Here is a 14358-nt window from a genome sequence, read left to right on the forward strand (position 1 = left end):
AAACCCCGCTGCCCCGTGGCCCGTCCGGGCCTGCGGACCACGGGCCCGGCTGTGGCGACCGGCGCGGCGCGGGCTCAGCCCGCCGCGAGCGCGCGTTGCGAGGTGTCCGCGGCGGGGTCGAGCATGCGTGCGTACTCGCGCGGCGACTGTCCCATGACGCGCTTGAAGGCGGTGCCGAACGCGCTTTCGGATTCGTAGCCCAGGGCGGGCGCGATCTTGGAGATCGGATCGTCGGTGTGCTCGAGCCGGTCCGCGGCCAGCACCATCCGCCAGCGGGTGACGTATTCCATCGGCGGTGCACCGAGTGCGTCCCTGAACTTCAACGCGAACGACGAGCGCGACATGCACGCACGCTCGGCCAGCGCCTGCAGGGTCCAGCGATGGGCGGGGTCGGCATGGACCGCGCCGATGGCCGCGCCCAGTTGCCGGTCGGCGAGCGCGAACAGCCAGCCCACCGCATGGGCCGGGGTGTCGTGGACGTGCAGGCGCAGCGCCTGGACGAGCATCAGGTGGGCCAGATGCTGGGCGACCAGCGCGTGGCCGGGCAACGGCTCGCGCAACTCCTGCATCATCCGTTCGACCGACCAGCGCAGTGCCGCCTGGTCCGCCTGGCGATGGATGTGCACGATGGGCGGCAGCAGTCCCATCAGGATGCCGGCATGCCGGCCCTGGACCTCGAAGCGGCTGCCGACGATGAAGAAGTCGCCGCCGCCATTGACCCGGATCACGCTACCCGGGCGTGGCGGCGGAAAGTACCGGCTCGACGGCTCTGGCGACAGCGCGGGGTCGCTGGCAAGGCGGAACGCGCGCCCGGTGGGCAGCACGAAACAATCGCCCTGGCGCAGGTGCGCGGCGGCGTCCACGCCGTCCACGGCCAGCCAGGCCGCGCCGGAGACCACGGCATAGCATTTGATGGTGCGGTTCTGGTCCGGGAACTGGATCGACCAGTCGCCGCCCGCATCGAAGCCGGAGGACACGTGGCTGCGGGGCTTGAGCAGGGACAGGACGTCGGACAGGGGATCCATGCGTAGTTCGGACGATCGCGAGTAATCGGATCAATCTAACCGGGCGATCGTCCGGCCTCAACGTGGAAGCGGGCGTTCTGGACGATCGCGCATGCGGGTCGGACCTTCCCGCATGGGCCGCGCGTCGATGATCGCCTAACGTCGACCCACCGCAGGATGCGGCCGATGCCGCCGGCCGGTGTCGTCGACATGCGTGCCGATGCCGCGGTGTCCGCGGTGCTACGCACGGGGCGCATCGCATGCGGCATCCGCCGTGGTCGCCCCGCCTTCCAAGTCGGTCGGACAGTGTCCGGTCGGCGTTCGCAGACCCGATGACCTTGCCCACTCAGCTCCCGACCTTCCCCGCGCCCGACACCTGCTCACGAACCGCGCTGCTGTCGCTGTGTGCGTTGCTGCTCTCGGCGTGTGGCGCCTCGAACGACGGTTCTGCCGACAACGAGGACCCACCCGTCGAGGTCGCGGTCGCCAGCGTGGCCAGCGCAACGTTCGGTGAGCGGTTCTCGCTGACCGGCACCGTCACCGCCGAGCGTGAAGCACGCCTGTCGCCACGAGTCGACGGCCTGGTCGCCCGCGTTCACGTCGACGCGGGCGATCGGGTGCATGCCGGACAGGTCTTGATCGAACTCGACCCGGCGGTCGGCCGGGAGGCCCTGTCGCGTGCCCGGGCGCAGGCGGTCGAAGCCGAAGCCGCCTCGCGCGAGGCCGAGCGGCTGTATGCCGAAGCCGAGCGGCTGGTCGCCGGCAGGTTCATCGCCGCCACCCAGGTCGAGGCGCGCGCGTCGGCCCTGGAGCGGGCACGCGCGGCTGCCGGATCCGCGCGCGCCGGGGCCGCCGAGCAGCAGGCGTTGCTCGAACGTCACCGGCTTCCCGCGCCGTTCGACGGGGTGGTGGCGGAGAAACGGACCGAAGCCGGCGAATGGGTGGAGCGTGGCACCGAGGTGCTGTCGCTCGTCGCCACCGACCATGTCCGGATCGATGTCCGGGTCCCGCAGGAGCGGTTCGCCCGATTCGACGACGACGTGGTCGTGCGTGTGGCCACGGATGCGCCGGGTGGCGCGTGGCTGCCCGCGCGCATCGTTGCCCGGGTGCCGGTGACCGAGGTCGGCGCGCGCACGTTCCTGTTGCGGCTGCAGGTGGACGATCCGCACGCAGGTCTGTTGCCGGGGTCGTCTGCACGTGTCGAAGTGGCGTTGCCGCCTGCCGCCGACGCCCTGGCCTTCGATCGCGACGCCCTGTTGCGCCAGCCCGACGGCGGCCATGCGGTGTTCGTCGTCGAGGACGATGCCACGCGCCCGGTCGCGCGCCGGCATGCGGTGCGGGTGATCCACGAGCATGCCGGTCAGGCCGCCGTGGTCGAGGGCCTGGCGGTGGGGCAGCGTGTGGTGGTCCGCGGCAACGAGGCGCTCGAGGACGGACAGGCGGTCGCGATCGTGGAGCACTGAGCGATGGGGTTCGAGCGCATGCTCCGCCACGGCACGTTGATCGCGGTGGCGGTCCTGATCTTCGGCGTGCTCGGCATCGCGGCGGCGCTGCGAGTGCCGGTGCAGATGATCCCGGACCTGGAAGTGCGCACGATCAGTATCGAGACGCACTGGCCGGGCGCGACGCCGCAGGACGTGGAGCAGGAGATCCTGATCGAGCAGGAACAGTACCTGCGCCGGCTGCCCGACCTGCGCCGGATGGTGTCCACCGCCAGTGCCGGACGCGGACTGGTCGAGCTGGAGTTCCCGTTCGGGGTCGACATCAACCAGGCGCTGATCCGGGCCGGGAACGCGCTCAGCCAGGTGCCGGCGTATCCCGAAAACGTCGACGAACCGGCGTTGACGACGCATTCGTTTTCCGACAATCCGTTCATGTACTTCCGGGTATCGGCACGGCCGGGCAGCGCGACGACGCTGGACCTCGACATGCTGCGCGACTTCGTCGAGGACCAGGTGCGGCCACGCCTGGAGCGGGTGCCGGGCATTTCGCTGGTGGAGGTCGGGGGCGGCGCCGAACGCCAGGTCCGGGTCGAGATCGATGCCGCGCGGCTGGCGCAGCGTGGCCTGGACATGAGCGACGTGCGCGACGCGCTGCGCGCACGCAATGTGGATCGCTCCGGTGGCGATCTCGACAACGGCAAGCACCGCGTGCTGGTGCGCACCGTGGGGCGGTTCCGCGACGTCGAGGCGATCGGTGGACTGGTGGTGGCCGAGCGCGACGGCGCGCTGGTGCGCCTGTCCGATCTCGGTACCGTCCGCCTCGACCACCACGAGCGGCGGGAGGCGTCGTTCTTCGACGGCGAGCCGACGCTCAGCCTGGCCCTGCGCCGCGGCGCGGGTTCCAACATCATCCAGACCAAGTACGCGGTCCTGCCGGAGGTCGAGGCCATCAACGCCGACCTGCTCGCGCCGCTCGGGCTGGTGTTGGCGCTGAGCAACGAGGACGTGCGTTACGTCGAGGCCTCGATCGCCAACGTCTGGCGCAATCTGGCGCTCGGCGCGCTGCTGGCGACGCTGGTGATGTTCGGTTTCCTGCGCTCGTTCCGATCCACGCTCGCCGGCGTGGTGGCGATCCCGTTGTGCACGCTGGTGGCGTTCGTGGGCCTGTTGCTGGCCGGACGCACGCTCAACGTGATCTCGCTGGCCGGCGTGGCGTTCGCGATCGGCATGACCATCGACAACGCCATCGTGGTGCTGGAGAGCATCGATCAGGCCAGGCGTGCCGGCATGTCGCGTTTCGACGCCGCGGTGGCCGGGGTGCGCCGGGTCTGGCAGGCGGTGCTGGCGTGCACCCTGACCACGGTGCTGGTGTTCGCGCCGACACTGTTCGTGCAGGAAGAAGCCGGCCAGCTCTATTCGGACATCGCCATCGCGATCTCGGCCGCGATCCTGGCCTCGATGGCGGTCGCGATCACCGTGGTGCCGGCGTTGCAGGCACGCACCGCGGCGACGGCGCCGACGCCGGGACAGCAGCGTGTGGACGCGGCGATCGAACGGCTGGGCCTGCGGCTCGGCCGGCTCGGGCAGGGAGCTGGCCGGCGCGCCGTGCTGATCGGGGGCACGGTGGCGCTCTCGGCTTTCGCGGTGGTGGCGCTGACGCCGCCGGCCGAATATCTGCCCGAAGGCGAGGAAGCGCGCGTGTTCTCGCGCATGATCGCGCCACCCGGCTACAACCTCGGCGAGATGGAACAGGTTGCGCAGGCGCTCATCGCCGATCTCCGGCCGCGCCTGGACGACCCGGACCACTGTTTCGCGCGCGGCGCCTGCGACATGCCGGCACTGCGCTTCTTCAACCTGCGAGTGGATGCGCAGGGCCTGATGGTGGTGGCCGATCCGAAGGTCCTGTCGGAGGTGGATGCGCTGATGGATGCGTTCGATGCGCGCTTCCGCGCCTGGCCGGGCATGCGCGCGTTCTCCTCGCGTGGCTCCATCATCTCCAGCAACGACGGTGGCACGCGCAGCATCAACCTGGACGTGTCGGGCACCGACCTGGCCGACGTCTATGCAGTGGCCAGCGCGGCGTATGCGCGTGCCGAGCAACTGTTCGACGGCGCGCGCGTGGGGGCGGATCCCGCCTCGCTCAGCCTCGACCAGCCGATGCTGGAACTGCATCCGCGCTGGGAGCGCCTGGCCGAGGTCGGGCTCGACGCGCAGCGTTTCGGTTATGCGGTGGCGGCGTTGAGCGACGGCGCGTATGCCGACGAGATCGTGCTCGACGACCGGCGCGTGGACATCTACCTGTTCGACGCCGCCGGCGGCGGGCAACGGCTGGACCGCCTGCGCGACCTGCCGGTGGCGACGCCGTCGGGCGCGGTGCTGCCGCTCTCGGCGCTGGCGGAACTGCGCGAGACGATCGGCACCGACAGCATCCGCCGGCTCGACGGGCGTCGCACGGTGACACTCAACATCGTGCCGCCGCGGTCGGTGGCGCTGGAGACGGGGGTGGCGCGGGTCCGCGACGAACTGGTGCCGGCGATGCGTGCCGGAGGCGAGATACCGGCCGGTGTCACCGTGGAGATCTCCGGCGCCAGCGACCAGCTCGACGCCACCCGCGAGGCGGTGACCGGCAACTTCATGATCGCCATCGTGCTCGCCTATCTGATGCTGGTCGCGATCTTCCGGCACTGGGGCCGGCCGTTGTTCGTCATGGCGACGGTGCCGTTGGGGCTGGCCGGCGGCATCATCGGACTGGCGTTGTTCAATGGTCTCGGCGCGCTGCTCGGGCGCATCGGCCTGGGATGGGCGGCGCAGCCGTTCGACATGATCACCGTGCTCGGCTTCCTGGTGCTGCTCGGCGCGGTGACCAACAATCCGATCCTGATCGTGGTGGAGGCCTACAAGCGCCTGGAGGAGGGCGCGGCCTCGGTGGTCGCCGCCGTCGACGATGCGGTGCGCCTGCGCCTGCGCGCGATCCTGATGTCCACGCTGACCACGATCTTCGGTATCGCGCCACTGGTGATGATCCCCGGTGCCGGCACCGAGCTGTATCGGGGTCTGGGCGTGATCGTCTTGTTCGGCGTGGCGTTCTCGGCGCTGGTGACGGTGACCTTCCTGCCCGCGCTGATCGTGACGACGCTGTCGCTGCGCGGTCGTTGGCGGGCCGTATGGCGCCGGCGCTCGGGCGCCGGGAGACACGCGCGCAGCGGTTGAGCGGACGGGTACCCATGCGGCGACGGGCCTGGCCACATCCGGATGATCTCGACGATCGTCTGGACGGTGAAGGATGGGGCGGGCGGCAGGCGCGGCCTAGTCTGCTCCAACGGCCGCATTCGGCCACATCGGAGCGTTCAGAGCATGCAGATTCCGCCATCCACAGCCGACCGCGCTTCTGCCCGGACCCGTCGACGCTTCCTGCGCGATCTCGCATGGGGTCTGGGCGGCGGCGTGCTGGCCGGCGTCGGTGCGGCCGGACCGGCGATGGCCGGCCGGGCCGGAGCGACGGCATCGACGGCCGGCACCGACGGATCGACGGCCAGCCCCGGCGTGCCCGATCGCCGGATCGTGGTCACCACGCCCACCGGGACCCTCGGTGCGCAAGTACTGCACCATCTGCTCGCCGCGCCGGTGCGCGTCCGCGTGGTGGCGCGCGATCCGGACCGGTTGCCGGCCGAGGTCCGCGCACGGGCGGAGATCGTGGTCGGTTCGCATGGCGACGCCGCCGTCATCGCGCAGGCCTGCGAGGGCGCGGATGCGGTGTTCTGGCTGTGTCCGCCGGATCCGCAGGCATCGAGCGTCGCGTCGGCCTACGTCGATTTCGCGCGCCCCGCCGCCGCCGCGTTCGCCCGCTATCGGGTCCCCCGGGTGGTCGGCATCTCCGCGCTCGGCCGCGGCACCCCGCTGGCGGCCGAGGCGGGATTCGTGACCGGCTCGCTGGCCATGGACGACCTCATCGCCGCCAGCGGAGTCCACTTCCGCGCGCTGGTCATGCCGTCGTTCATGGACAACATCGCCCGCCAGGCCCCGGCGATCCGCGAGCGCGGGGTGTTCTTCGGGCCGATTCCCGGTGACGTCGCCATGCCGGCCGTGGCCTCGCGCGACATCGCCGGGGTTGCGGCATCGCTGCTGCTGGCCGCGGACTGGACCGGGCAGCGCGAGCAGCCGGTGCTGGGTCCCGAAGATCTTTCCTTCGATGCGATGGCCGCCATCGCGTCCGAGGTGCTCGGCCGTCCCGTGCGCTATGTGCACACGACCTACGAGGCCTATCGCGACGGTTTCGTTCAGCGCGGCATGTCGGCGGCGATGGCCCAGGGGATGGCCGACATGGCCCGGGCCAAGGCGGGCGGGCTCGACAACGCGGTGGCGCGCACGCGGGACAACCGGACGCCGACCACCTTCAGGACGTGGTGTCTGGACACATTGCGGCCGCTCGTCGATGGCGACAGCCGGCAGGCGACGTGATCGGGCGGTGGCGCATCGCATGTATGCCGGTGGATCGGCTGTCAAGACGACCCCGTCGGGCCGCAGCTCCGCTATACTCGCCGTCCGCGCCGAAGTGGCGGAATCGGTAGACGCAGCGGACTCAAAATCCGCCGCCCTTAAAAGCGTGTGGGTTCGAGTCCCACCTTCGGCACCAGACACGAGGCCCGCGTATGCGGGCTTCGTCGTGTCTGCGCCCGGGCCGCCGTCCTGCGGCCTGCCTCAGGCCGCGCGATCCTGGCTGAGGACGCTGTCGCGACGCAGGTACCACTCGCCATCGTCGTGGACGAACTTGGCGCAGTGGTCCATCGGCGCCTGGTAGATGTGCACGGAGACCGCGATGCGGTCGGGGCTCGGATTGCCGATGGTGTGGTACTCGTGCGGCGGGATCAGGCTCCCGGCGCTGCCGGGGCCGGCCTGCATGCCGCCCGCGGCGCGGAAACGGAAACGCTCGTGGTCGCGCTCGAGCAGCTCGAACTGGGTGATCTCCAGCTCGCCGTTCCAGACCCCTTCCACGCACCATAAGCCGCAGTGGTCGTGGATCGGCGTGCCCTGGCCGGGGCCCCAGGTCATCGCGACGATGCTGTAGCCGTGAGTGGGGCTGCGGTAGATCTCGCGGCGTGCGTAATGGTCGCTGATCGGCTCGTGGACGCAGGCCGGCAAGGCGATGTGCGGGTCGCGGATCATTTCGCACAGCACGCTGCGCAAAGCCGCGGTGACGACGTGTTCGTCGCCATGGGCGACTGCGGCGTCGACCGCTCGGATCAGGCGTTCGCGGCCGTCGAAACGGATGTCGGGCGTGGCGATAGTCATCCCGCCATTCTACGCCCGACCTTGCTGGACCCGGCGCGATGCCGCCGTGGCGGCCTGAATGCGCATGACGGCGAAACTTCACAGCGCGTCGAGAAAGCCCCGTATCGCCGGCCCGAAGCGGGCGATGTCCACCAGGAAAGCGTCGTGCCCTTGCGGCGAATCCAGCGGCAGGAAGTGCGACGCCGCACCGCCGGCGCGCAGGCCGTCGGCAATCTGCTCCTGCTGCTGCAGCGGAAACAGGATGTCGGTGCCCACGCCGATGGCGAGCGCGCGTTCGATGCGGATCGCGGCCAGGCCGGCGTCGGTGTCGCCGCCGAACGTCTCGCCGATATCGAACCAGTCCATGCTGCGGCTCAGGTAGAGGTAGCAGTTCGGGTCGAAATTGCGCACGAAACGCCGGGCGTGCGCCTCCAGGTAGCTTTCGACCTCGAATTCCAGCCCGAACGGGTCGTCGTCGGCGCGGCGGTCGGAGTCCAGCCGCACGCGACCGAAACGGCCGTCCCACTCCAGCGCCGAGCGATACGTGATCACGCCGAGCTTGCGGGCCATGCGCATGCCGCTTTCCGGGTAGTGCGCCTGATCGTATGCACCGTCGTTCCACGCCGGATCGAGGCGGATGGCCTCGCGCTGCAAGGAGCGGATCGCGATCGAGAAGGGCAATGCGCGGGCGGCGCCGGAGATGTTGATGTGCGCCCGCGCGCGGCCCGGATGGCGCAGCAGGAAGGCGAGGGCGCTCATGCCGCCCATCGAGTTGCCGATCACGCAGGCGAGCCGGTCGATGCCGAGCGCGTCGACCACGCGGCCGGCGGCGTCGGCGACGTCCTCGACGGACAGCTCCGGAAAGCGCAGGCGGTAGGGTGCCGCGGTCTCGGGATCGAGGCTGGCCGGCCCGGTCGAGCCCTTGCAACTGCCCAGCGAATTCACGCAGACGACGTGCCAGCGATCGGTGTCGATCGGCTTGCCCGGTCCGAGCATGGCCTCCCACCATCCCGGCGCCGGATTGTCGGCATGGGCGGCGGCATGCGCATCGGGCGAGAGCCCGGTGAGGATCAGGATGCTGTTGTCGCCGGCCGCCGATGGCGTGCCCCAGGTCTCGTAGGCCAGGCGGCCCTGCTGCAGGCGGCCCCCGCGTTTCATCGGCAGGGGGGCGTCGAGGGCGAGGAAACGGGTGCCGGGCGGGATGAATTCGCTCATCGGACAAGTGTAGGACAGTCGCCGCATGCCACGGACGCGATGCATGCGCCCACCGTGTTGCGCGCGCGTGCGCAACACCTGCGCCAAAATGCGTCGGGCTTCGGTGGGCTGTAGGAGAATGGGGACCTTCCGTCCTGCACGCCGCGATGACCGATCCGACCCATGCCTCTCCCGTCCTGCGCGCTGCCGTGCCGGTGGCCGGCGCCGGGATGGCGCTGTTCGCGACCATGGCGGTCGTCGTCCATCTGCTGCGACCGGACCTGCACTGGTGGGATGCACAGATGAGCCGTTACCTGCTGCAGCCGCACGGGAGCTGGCTGCAGGCCGCGTACTGCGCGCTGGCGGCGACCATCGTCGCCATCGCACTTGGCGTGCGCGCGACGCTGGCGCCGGCCGCGCGCAGCATCGGGCCGTTGCTGCTGTTCGTGGCCGGTGCGGCGGCGCTGGTGGTGACCGCCTTCGCGCCGATGGATCTCGACGGCGTCGCCCCCACGTTCGTCGGCTGGCTGCACGGGCTGTCCGCGCACGCGGCCTTCCTGTGCACGATCGTGGCGATGATCCTGCAGTCGGTCTGGATGCGGCGCGACCCGGTGTGGCGCCGCAGCGCCGCTGCGGCGTTGGCGATCGCGGTGGCGGCCTTCGTCGCGATGTGGATGTTGGTGCTGGTCCAGGCGCTGCCGTCGGGCGTATCGCAGAAGGCGGTGATCGCCATCGTTGCGGCGTGGTTCTGCCTGGCCTGGGCGCGCCTGCGGGCGCAACTCGCCGTGCGGCAACGGACCGAGGCACTGCAATGACCGCGGCACCCGACGTCTACGCGTTGCCGAGCATGCCGGCGCTGCCCGTCGCCCAGCGGGAGGCGCTGGAGGCGGCGTATGCTGCGCCGCCCCGCGCCTATCATCACTTCGGCCATGTCGGCGACGTGATGCGCGAGGTCGCCGCGGTGCATGCGGGCGGGGGCTGGTCGCGGCCGCGCGAAATCTGGCTGGCCACCCTGTATCACGACGCGGTGTACGAGCCGGGTGCGCGCGACAACGAAGCGCGTTCGGCGGCGATGGCGCGTGAGGCGATCGCGCGCTGGCTGCCGGACGCGGGGCTCGATGCCGAACGCGTCGTCGCGCTGATCGAAGCCACGGCGCGTCACGGCCAGCATGCGCCGGGGGATTTCGCCGACGACGGCGACGGCGAGGACATGCGTCGCTTCCTCGACTGCGACATGGCGATCCTGGGTGCGCCTGCAGCCGCCTTCGACGCCTACGACCGTGCGATCGCCACCGAGTACCGCGGCCGGGTGCCGGGCTGGCTGTACAGGATCAACCGGCGCCGGTTCCTGGCGGGTCTGCTGCGACGTCCGCGCATCTTTCTCAGCGAAGCATTCCATGCGCGCCTAGATGCGGCGGCACGAGGCAATCTCCGCCGGGTGCTGTTCACCAAGCGCTGAGTGCACGTCGTCCGGTCGACGGCTGGATGGACGGCAGGTCGCCCGTGATCGGCTTTCTGCGCCCGATCATCGCGTTCCGGTGATCGACAGCCGCACGCCGAAGACGTCTGTGGCTGCCGTCGAGGGGCTCCAGGGCCCCGGGTGCGGCGGTGCGAGAAATCCCCTGGCGGCCGTCGCGACCGGGAGCCTCGGCAATCATCAGAGGGAAAAACGCGCCGGCGCTCGTGACGAGTGCCGGCGCGCGGGTACGGGCGAAGGGTGCGGCTGCGTCAGGCCGCCTGTTCGGGCTCGGGCCGGCCGGCTTCCTTCTCGGTGGCCGAGGCGTCGCGGACAGCGGCGATTTCCACGGCGAAATGCAGATTGCGCCCGGCGAGCGGGTGATTGCCGTCGATGCGGACCTCGTTCTCGGCGACCTCGACCACGGTCACCAGCAGCGGACCGTTCTCGGTCTGCGCGCGGAACTGCATGCCCGGACGGACATCGTCGACGCCCTGGAAGGCCTGCTTCGGCACCGACTGCACCAGCCCGTCGTTGCGCACGCCGTAGGCCTGCTCGGGGGCGACGTCGACATTCAGCGCATCGCCGGCCTTGCGCCCGACCAACGCATTCTCCAGGCCGGGCACGATATTGCCGGCGCCGTGCAGGTAGCTCAGCGGGCGTCCCTGCGGCGACTTGTCGATGACCTGACCGTCGTCGTCGGTCAGGGTGTAGTGAAAGCTGACGACGCGTTCTGGCGCGATCTCCATGGATCTCTCCTGTGGCAGTGGGGTGGGGATGCACCGGCGGATTCACGGTGCGAAAAGAAGCGGAACGAGGCGATCAGGCTAGGCAATGCGCGCGCGCATCGCAACCGCACGCGTTCATGGATGTCGCCGCGTGCGACCGCTCGACGGGCCTGCGCCGCATCGCGGGCCGGTACTGCTGCACCCGTGCAACGGTGTGGCAAAGTGAGGGTTTGGTTCATCGAAGGGGTGGGGCAATGAGGCGAATCGGGTACCTCTGCCTGTCGGCGACGCTGCTGTGGCCGATGGGGGTATGGGCGCAGGCGCGCGACGGCATGACGCTGGAACAGGTCGCCAAGACGCGCACGGCGGTCAGTGCCGTGATCGGCCCGGACGGCAGCGAGACGGCGTACGTGCTGGCGGTGCCGCGGCAACCCGGCACGGACGACGATGGCCCGGCGTGGACCGAACTGCATGTGGTCTCGCGCGACGGCCGCAGTCGGGGTTACGTGACCGGCAAGACCCAGGTCGCCAGTCCGTCCTGGTTCCCCGACGGGCGCGAGCTCGCGTTCCTGTCCAAGCGCGAGGGCGACGATGCGCGCAGCCTCTACCGCATCCCGCTTTACGGCGGCGAGGCGGTGCGGTTCGCGTCCCTGGACACCGACATCGCCGGGTACAGCCTGTCGCACGACGGACGGCAGGTCGCGCTGCTCGCGCCGCAGCCCGAGAGCGACGAACTCAAGGCCCAGCGCAAGCAGGGCTTCACCCAGAAGGTGTACGAAGAGGACTGGGTGCCGCGGCAACTGTGGATCCAGGACGTGGCCGAGGGCGCCGAGCCGCGTGCGGTGCCGATCGAGGGCAGCGTGCAGAGCGTGCACTGGAGCCCGGCAGGCGATCGCCTCGCCCTCGTGGTCACGCCACGGCAATTGACCGACGACACCCTGGTGTTCGCGCGCGTGCGCATCGTGGGGACCGATGGCCGCGAGCTCGGGCGGGTGGACAATCCCGGCAAGCTCGGACAACTGGCGTGGAGTCCGGACGGCGAGCACCTGGCCATCGTGTCGGCGGCCGACGAGCACGACGCCGCCGAGGGACGCCTGACCGTGGTCGGCAAGGCCGGCGGTGCGCAGCGCGACGTGCTGCCCGGGCTGCTGGGCCATGTCTCCCATGTCGGTTGGCGGGAGAACGGGCGCGTGCTGTTCCTGAGCCAGGAAGGTGTGCAGACGCGCATCGGCGAGGTCGGCGTGGACGGCAGCGGACAGCAGACGTTGCTGGCGGCCGAGGGGCCGGTCTGGGGCGGGTTGAGCGTCGCCCGCGGCAGCGGCGATCTGGCGCTGATCGGGCACTCGCCGGCGCATCCGCAGGAAGTGTTCCAGCTCGGTCGCGACGGGACGGCGCCCGTGCGGCTGACCGACAGCAACCCCTGGCTGGCCGATGTCCGCCTGGCACGGCAGGAAGTCGTGCGCTACACCGCGCGCGACGGCCTGGACATCGAAGGGCTGCTGGTGCATCCGTTGGAGCGTCGGGGCGACCAGCGCGTGCCGCTGATGCTCGTCGTGCACGGCGGGCCGGAGTCGCATTACTCCAATGGCTGGCTGACCGGGTACTCGCAGCCCGCACAGGTGGCCGCCGCGCGTGGCTTCGCCAGCTTCTTTCCCAATTACCGCAGCAGCACGGGGCGCGGCGTCGAGTTCTCCAAGGCCGGCTTCGGCCGTCCCGGCATGGAGGAGTTCGACGATCTCGTCGACGGCGTCGATCACCTGATCGACATCGGCCTGGTCGATCGCGACAAGGTCGGCATCACCGGTGGTTCCTACGGCGGCTATGCCAGTGCCTGGGGGGCGACCTACTACAGCGAACGCTTCGCCGCCTCGGTGATGTTCGTGGGCATCTCCGATCAGGCCAGCCTGGTCACCACCGGCGACATCCCGCAGGAACAATATCTGGTGCACATGGGGACCTGGCCCTGGGACGACCCGGAGATGTTCCGCCAGACCAGCCCGATCACCCACGCGCAGAAGTCGCGCACGCCGACGCTGATCCTGCACGGCGAGGCCGATCCGCGCGTGCCGGTGATGCAGTCCTACATGATGTATCGCTACCTGCAACTCGCCGGACAGGCGCCGGTGCGGCTGGTGCTGTATCCGGGCGAAGGGCACGGCAACCAGCGCGCCGCCTCCCGATGGGACTACGCGATGCGCCTGATGCAGTGGATGGAGCATTACCTCACCGGACCCGGGGGCGAACCGCCGGCATACCGGATCGATTACGCGTTGCCCGCGACCGATTGAGCTGAGACTGCGGTGTGTTCCGATTCAGGCCGGCGCTCTGCGCCGGCCTTTTCATGCGTGCACCGCAGCTAAAACGCCGATAAATGCGGGTTTCGTAAGCGAGGCGTGAGCGTTTCGGATCACGTCTTCTTGAGTCGGTCGAACGTATCGTCCGTCGCGTCGTCCAGATGGCCCAGCGATGCGAACGACGCTTCCGGTTCGCGATCGTCGCAATGCCGTCGAGGACACCCCGGTCAGGTGTGCCCGGGCCGATCCGCGGCATTCGCCGGGGATGCGGAACGCGACCCTGCGACACCGACACACATCACGACTCAGGAGTTACACCATGAGCACCCAGAGCAAGACCACGCACACTCTCAACGACCTCATCGCTATCGCGCGCGACGGTCGGGACTTCTACCAGGAAGCCGCCCAGAAGGTCGACGATGCCGAGCTCAAGACCTTGTTCGTGCGCATCGCGGGCGTCAAGGAATCGATCATCGCCGACCTCGGCTCCGCTGTGCAGTCGGTCGGCGGCGAGCCGGAGGACTCCGGCACCCTGCGTGGCTCGATGCAGGAAATGTACGGCAAGATCCGCGCCGCGCTGGGCGACAAGGAGTACGGCTACGTGGCCGAACTGGAAGAGTCCGAGGATCGCCTGCTGCACGCCTTCGAGGACGCGATCAAGGACGAGAAGACCCCGCCGGCCGCCCGTGACGTGGTGACCCGCCTGATGCCGGAAGTGCGCTCGTGTCACGACGTGATGCGGACGCGCAAGCTGGCGATGAAGAACTCCGCCTGACGGTTCGTGGCGCCGGTGTCGCCGGCGCCGCATCCGTCTGCATGCGCCGGGCGGGAACGTTCCGGCCGAACAGGCCCGCCCGGTCGCCGTGGCGGGCCTGTTCACGTCGGGTGGCCGGGACGCGTGGTCGCTGTGCGATGCCGGGCATGGCTTCCTCGCCCCAGCCCGCCGGCTGCGGTTCCTTGAGGGCCGGGATC

Annotated in this window: 11 protein-coding genes and 1 tRNA gene; 8 read left to right on the forward strand and 4 right to left on the reverse strand. The window is 70.2% G+C overall.

Annotated elements, in window-relative coordinates; genetic code table 11:
* Nucleotides 1-74: 74 nt before the first annotated feature.
* A complete protein-coding gene (locus tag RG19_RS05280; RefSeq protein WP_058834358.1) occupies nt 75-1025 on the reverse strand; it encodes an AraC family transcriptional regulator in 951 nt (316 codons plus the stop codon).
* A 311-nt stretch (nt 1026-1336) separates the two neighbouring features.
* On the opposite strand from RG19_RS05280, the gene RG19_RS05285 reads away from it, so the two are divergent.
* The 4 genes from RG19_RS05285 (at nt 1337) to RG19_RS05300 (ending at nt 7079) form a co-directional block, all read left to right on the forward strand.
* Nucleotides 1337-2467 carry an efflux RND transporter periplasmic adaptor subunit gene (locus RG19_RS05285; protein WP_082672489.1) on the forward strand — a complete coding sequence of 377 codons (1131 nt, stop codon included), beginning with the start codon at nt 1337-1339 and terminating at the stop codon, nt 2465-2467.
* Between the two features lie 3 nt (nt 2468-2470).
* The gene (locus RG19_RS05290; RefSeq protein WP_058834359.1) at nt 2471-5656 is read left to right on the forward strand and encodes an efflux RND transporter permease subunit; all 3186 of its coding nucleotides are present in this window, start codon (nt 2471-2473) and stop codon (nt 5654-5656) included.
* A 144-nt stretch (nt 5657-5800) separates the two neighbouring features.
* On the forward strand, nt 5801-6904 hold the full coding sequence (locus tag RG19_RS05295) for an NAD(P)H-binding protein (RefSeq protein WP_202905317.1): 1104 nt from the start codon (nt 5801-5803) through the stop codon (nt 6902-6904).
* Nucleotides 6905-6992: 88 nt separating this feature from the next.
* Nucleotides 6993-7079, forward strand: a tRNA-Leu gene (locus RG19_RS05300).
* A gap of 65 nt (nt 7080-7144) precedes the next feature.
* Here RG19_RS05300 and RG19_RS05305 read toward each other — a convergent pair.
* Both RG19_RS05305 and metX read right to left on the reverse strand, forming a co-directional pair.
* Complete coding sequence (locus tag RG19_RS05305; RefSeq protein WP_058834360.1) at nt 7145-7735, reverse strand: cysteine dioxygenase family protein; 591 nt, start codon at nt 7733-7735, stop codon at nt 7145-7147.
* Between the two features lie 78 nt (nt 7736-7813).
* Entirely contained in the window at nt 7814-8929 is a 1116-nt protein-coding gene (metX, locus tag RG19_RS05310) for a homoserine O-acetyltransferase MetX (RefSeq protein WP_058834361.1), read from the reverse strand.
* Nucleotides 8930-9075: 146 nt separating this feature from the next.
* Between metX and RG19_RS05315 the strand changes: the two genes are divergently transcribed.
* Both RG19_RS05315 and RG19_RS05320 read left to right on the forward strand, forming a co-directional pair.
* A complete protein-coding gene (locus RG19_RS05315) occupies nt 9076-9723 on the forward strand; it encodes a DUF998 domain-containing protein (protein WP_058834362.1) in 648 nt (215 codons plus the stop codon).
* A gap of 32 nt (nt 9724-9755) precedes the next feature.
* Entirely contained in the window at nt 9756-10367 is a 612-nt protein-coding gene (locus tag RG19_RS05320) for an HD domain-containing protein (RefSeq protein WP_058836428.1), read from the forward strand.
* Nucleotides 10368-10636: 269 nt separating this feature from the next.
* Here RG19_RS05320 and RG19_RS05325 read toward each other — a convergent pair whose 3' ends face one another.
* A complete protein-coding gene (locus tag RG19_RS05325; RefSeq protein WP_058834363.1) occupies nt 10637-11113 on the reverse strand; it encodes an FKBP-type peptidyl-prolyl cis-trans isomerase in 477 nt (158 codons plus the stop codon).
* A gap of 233 nt (nt 11114-11346) precedes the next feature.
* Here RG19_RS05325 and RG19_RS05330 point away from each other — a divergent pair, with 233 nt between their 5' ends.
* Nucleotides 11347-13380: an alpha/beta hydrolase family protein gene (locus RG19_RS05330; RefSeq protein ID WP_058834364.1), complete on the forward strand. Its 2034-nt coding sequence runs from the start codon at nt 11347-11349 to the stop codon at nt 13378-13380.
* A gap of 325 nt (nt 13381-13705) precedes the next feature.
* Nucleotides 13706-14161, forward strand: a complete 456-nt coding sequence (locus tag RG19_RS05335) for a PA2169 family four-helix-bundle protein (RefSeq protein ID WP_058834365.1) — start codon at nt 13706-13708, stop codon at nt 14159-14161.
* Nucleotides 14162-14358 lie beyond the last annotated feature (197 nt).

It is taken from the genome of Luteimonas abyssi, from assembly GCF_001482195.1.
Classification (GTDB): Bacteria; Pseudomonadota; Gammaproteobacteria; order Xanthomonadales; family Xanthomonadaceae; genus Luteimonas; species Luteimonas abyssi.

Excerpts from the sequence above, each read along its gene's own strand:
- RG19_RS05285 (WP_082672489.1), top strand. The coding sequence starts at position 1,337 with ATGACCTTGCCCACTCAGCTCCCGACCTTCCCCGCGCCCGACACCTGC.
- RG19_RS05330 (WP_058834364.1), top strand. The coding sequence starts at position 11,347 with ATGAGGCGAATCGGGTACCTCTGCCTGTCGGCGACGCTGCTGTGGCCG.
- metX (WP_058834361.1), bottom strand. The coding sequence starts at position 8,929 with ATGAGCGAATTCATCCCGCCCGGCACCCGTTTCCTCGCCCTCGACGCC.
- RG19_RS05295 (WP_202905317.1), top strand. The coding sequence starts at position 5,801 with ATGCAGATTCCGCCATCCACAGCCGACCGCGCTTCTGCCCGGACCCGT.
- RG19_RS05335 (WP_058834365.1), top strand. The coding sequence starts at position 13,706 with ATGAGCACCCAGAGCAAGACCACGCACACTCTCAACGACCTCATCGCT.
- RG19_RS05315 (WP_058834362.1), top strand. The coding sequence starts at position 9,076 with ATGACCGATCCGACCCATGCCTCTCCCGTCCTGCGCGCTGCCGTGCCG.
- RG19_RS05320 (WP_058836428.1), top strand. The coding sequence starts at position 9,756 with ATGCCGGCGCTGCCCGTCGCCCAGCGGGAGGCGCTGGAGGCGGCGTAT.
- RG19_RS05280 (WP_058834358.1), bottom strand. The coding sequence starts at position 1,025 with ATGGATCCCCTGTCCGACGTCCTGTCCCTGCTCAAGCCCCGCAGCCAC.
- RG19_RS05325 (WP_058834363.1), bottom strand. The coding sequence starts at position 11,113 with ATGGAGATCGCGCCAGAACGCGTCGTCAGCTTTCACTACACCCTGACC.
- RG19_RS05305 (WP_058834360.1), bottom strand. The coding sequence starts at position 7,735 with ATGACTATCGCCACGCCCGACATCCGTTTCGACGGCCGCGAACGCCTG.
- RG19_RS05290 (WP_058834359.1), top strand. The coding sequence starts at position 2,471 with ATGGGGTTCGAGCGCATGCTCCGCCACGGCACGTTGATCGCGGTGGCG.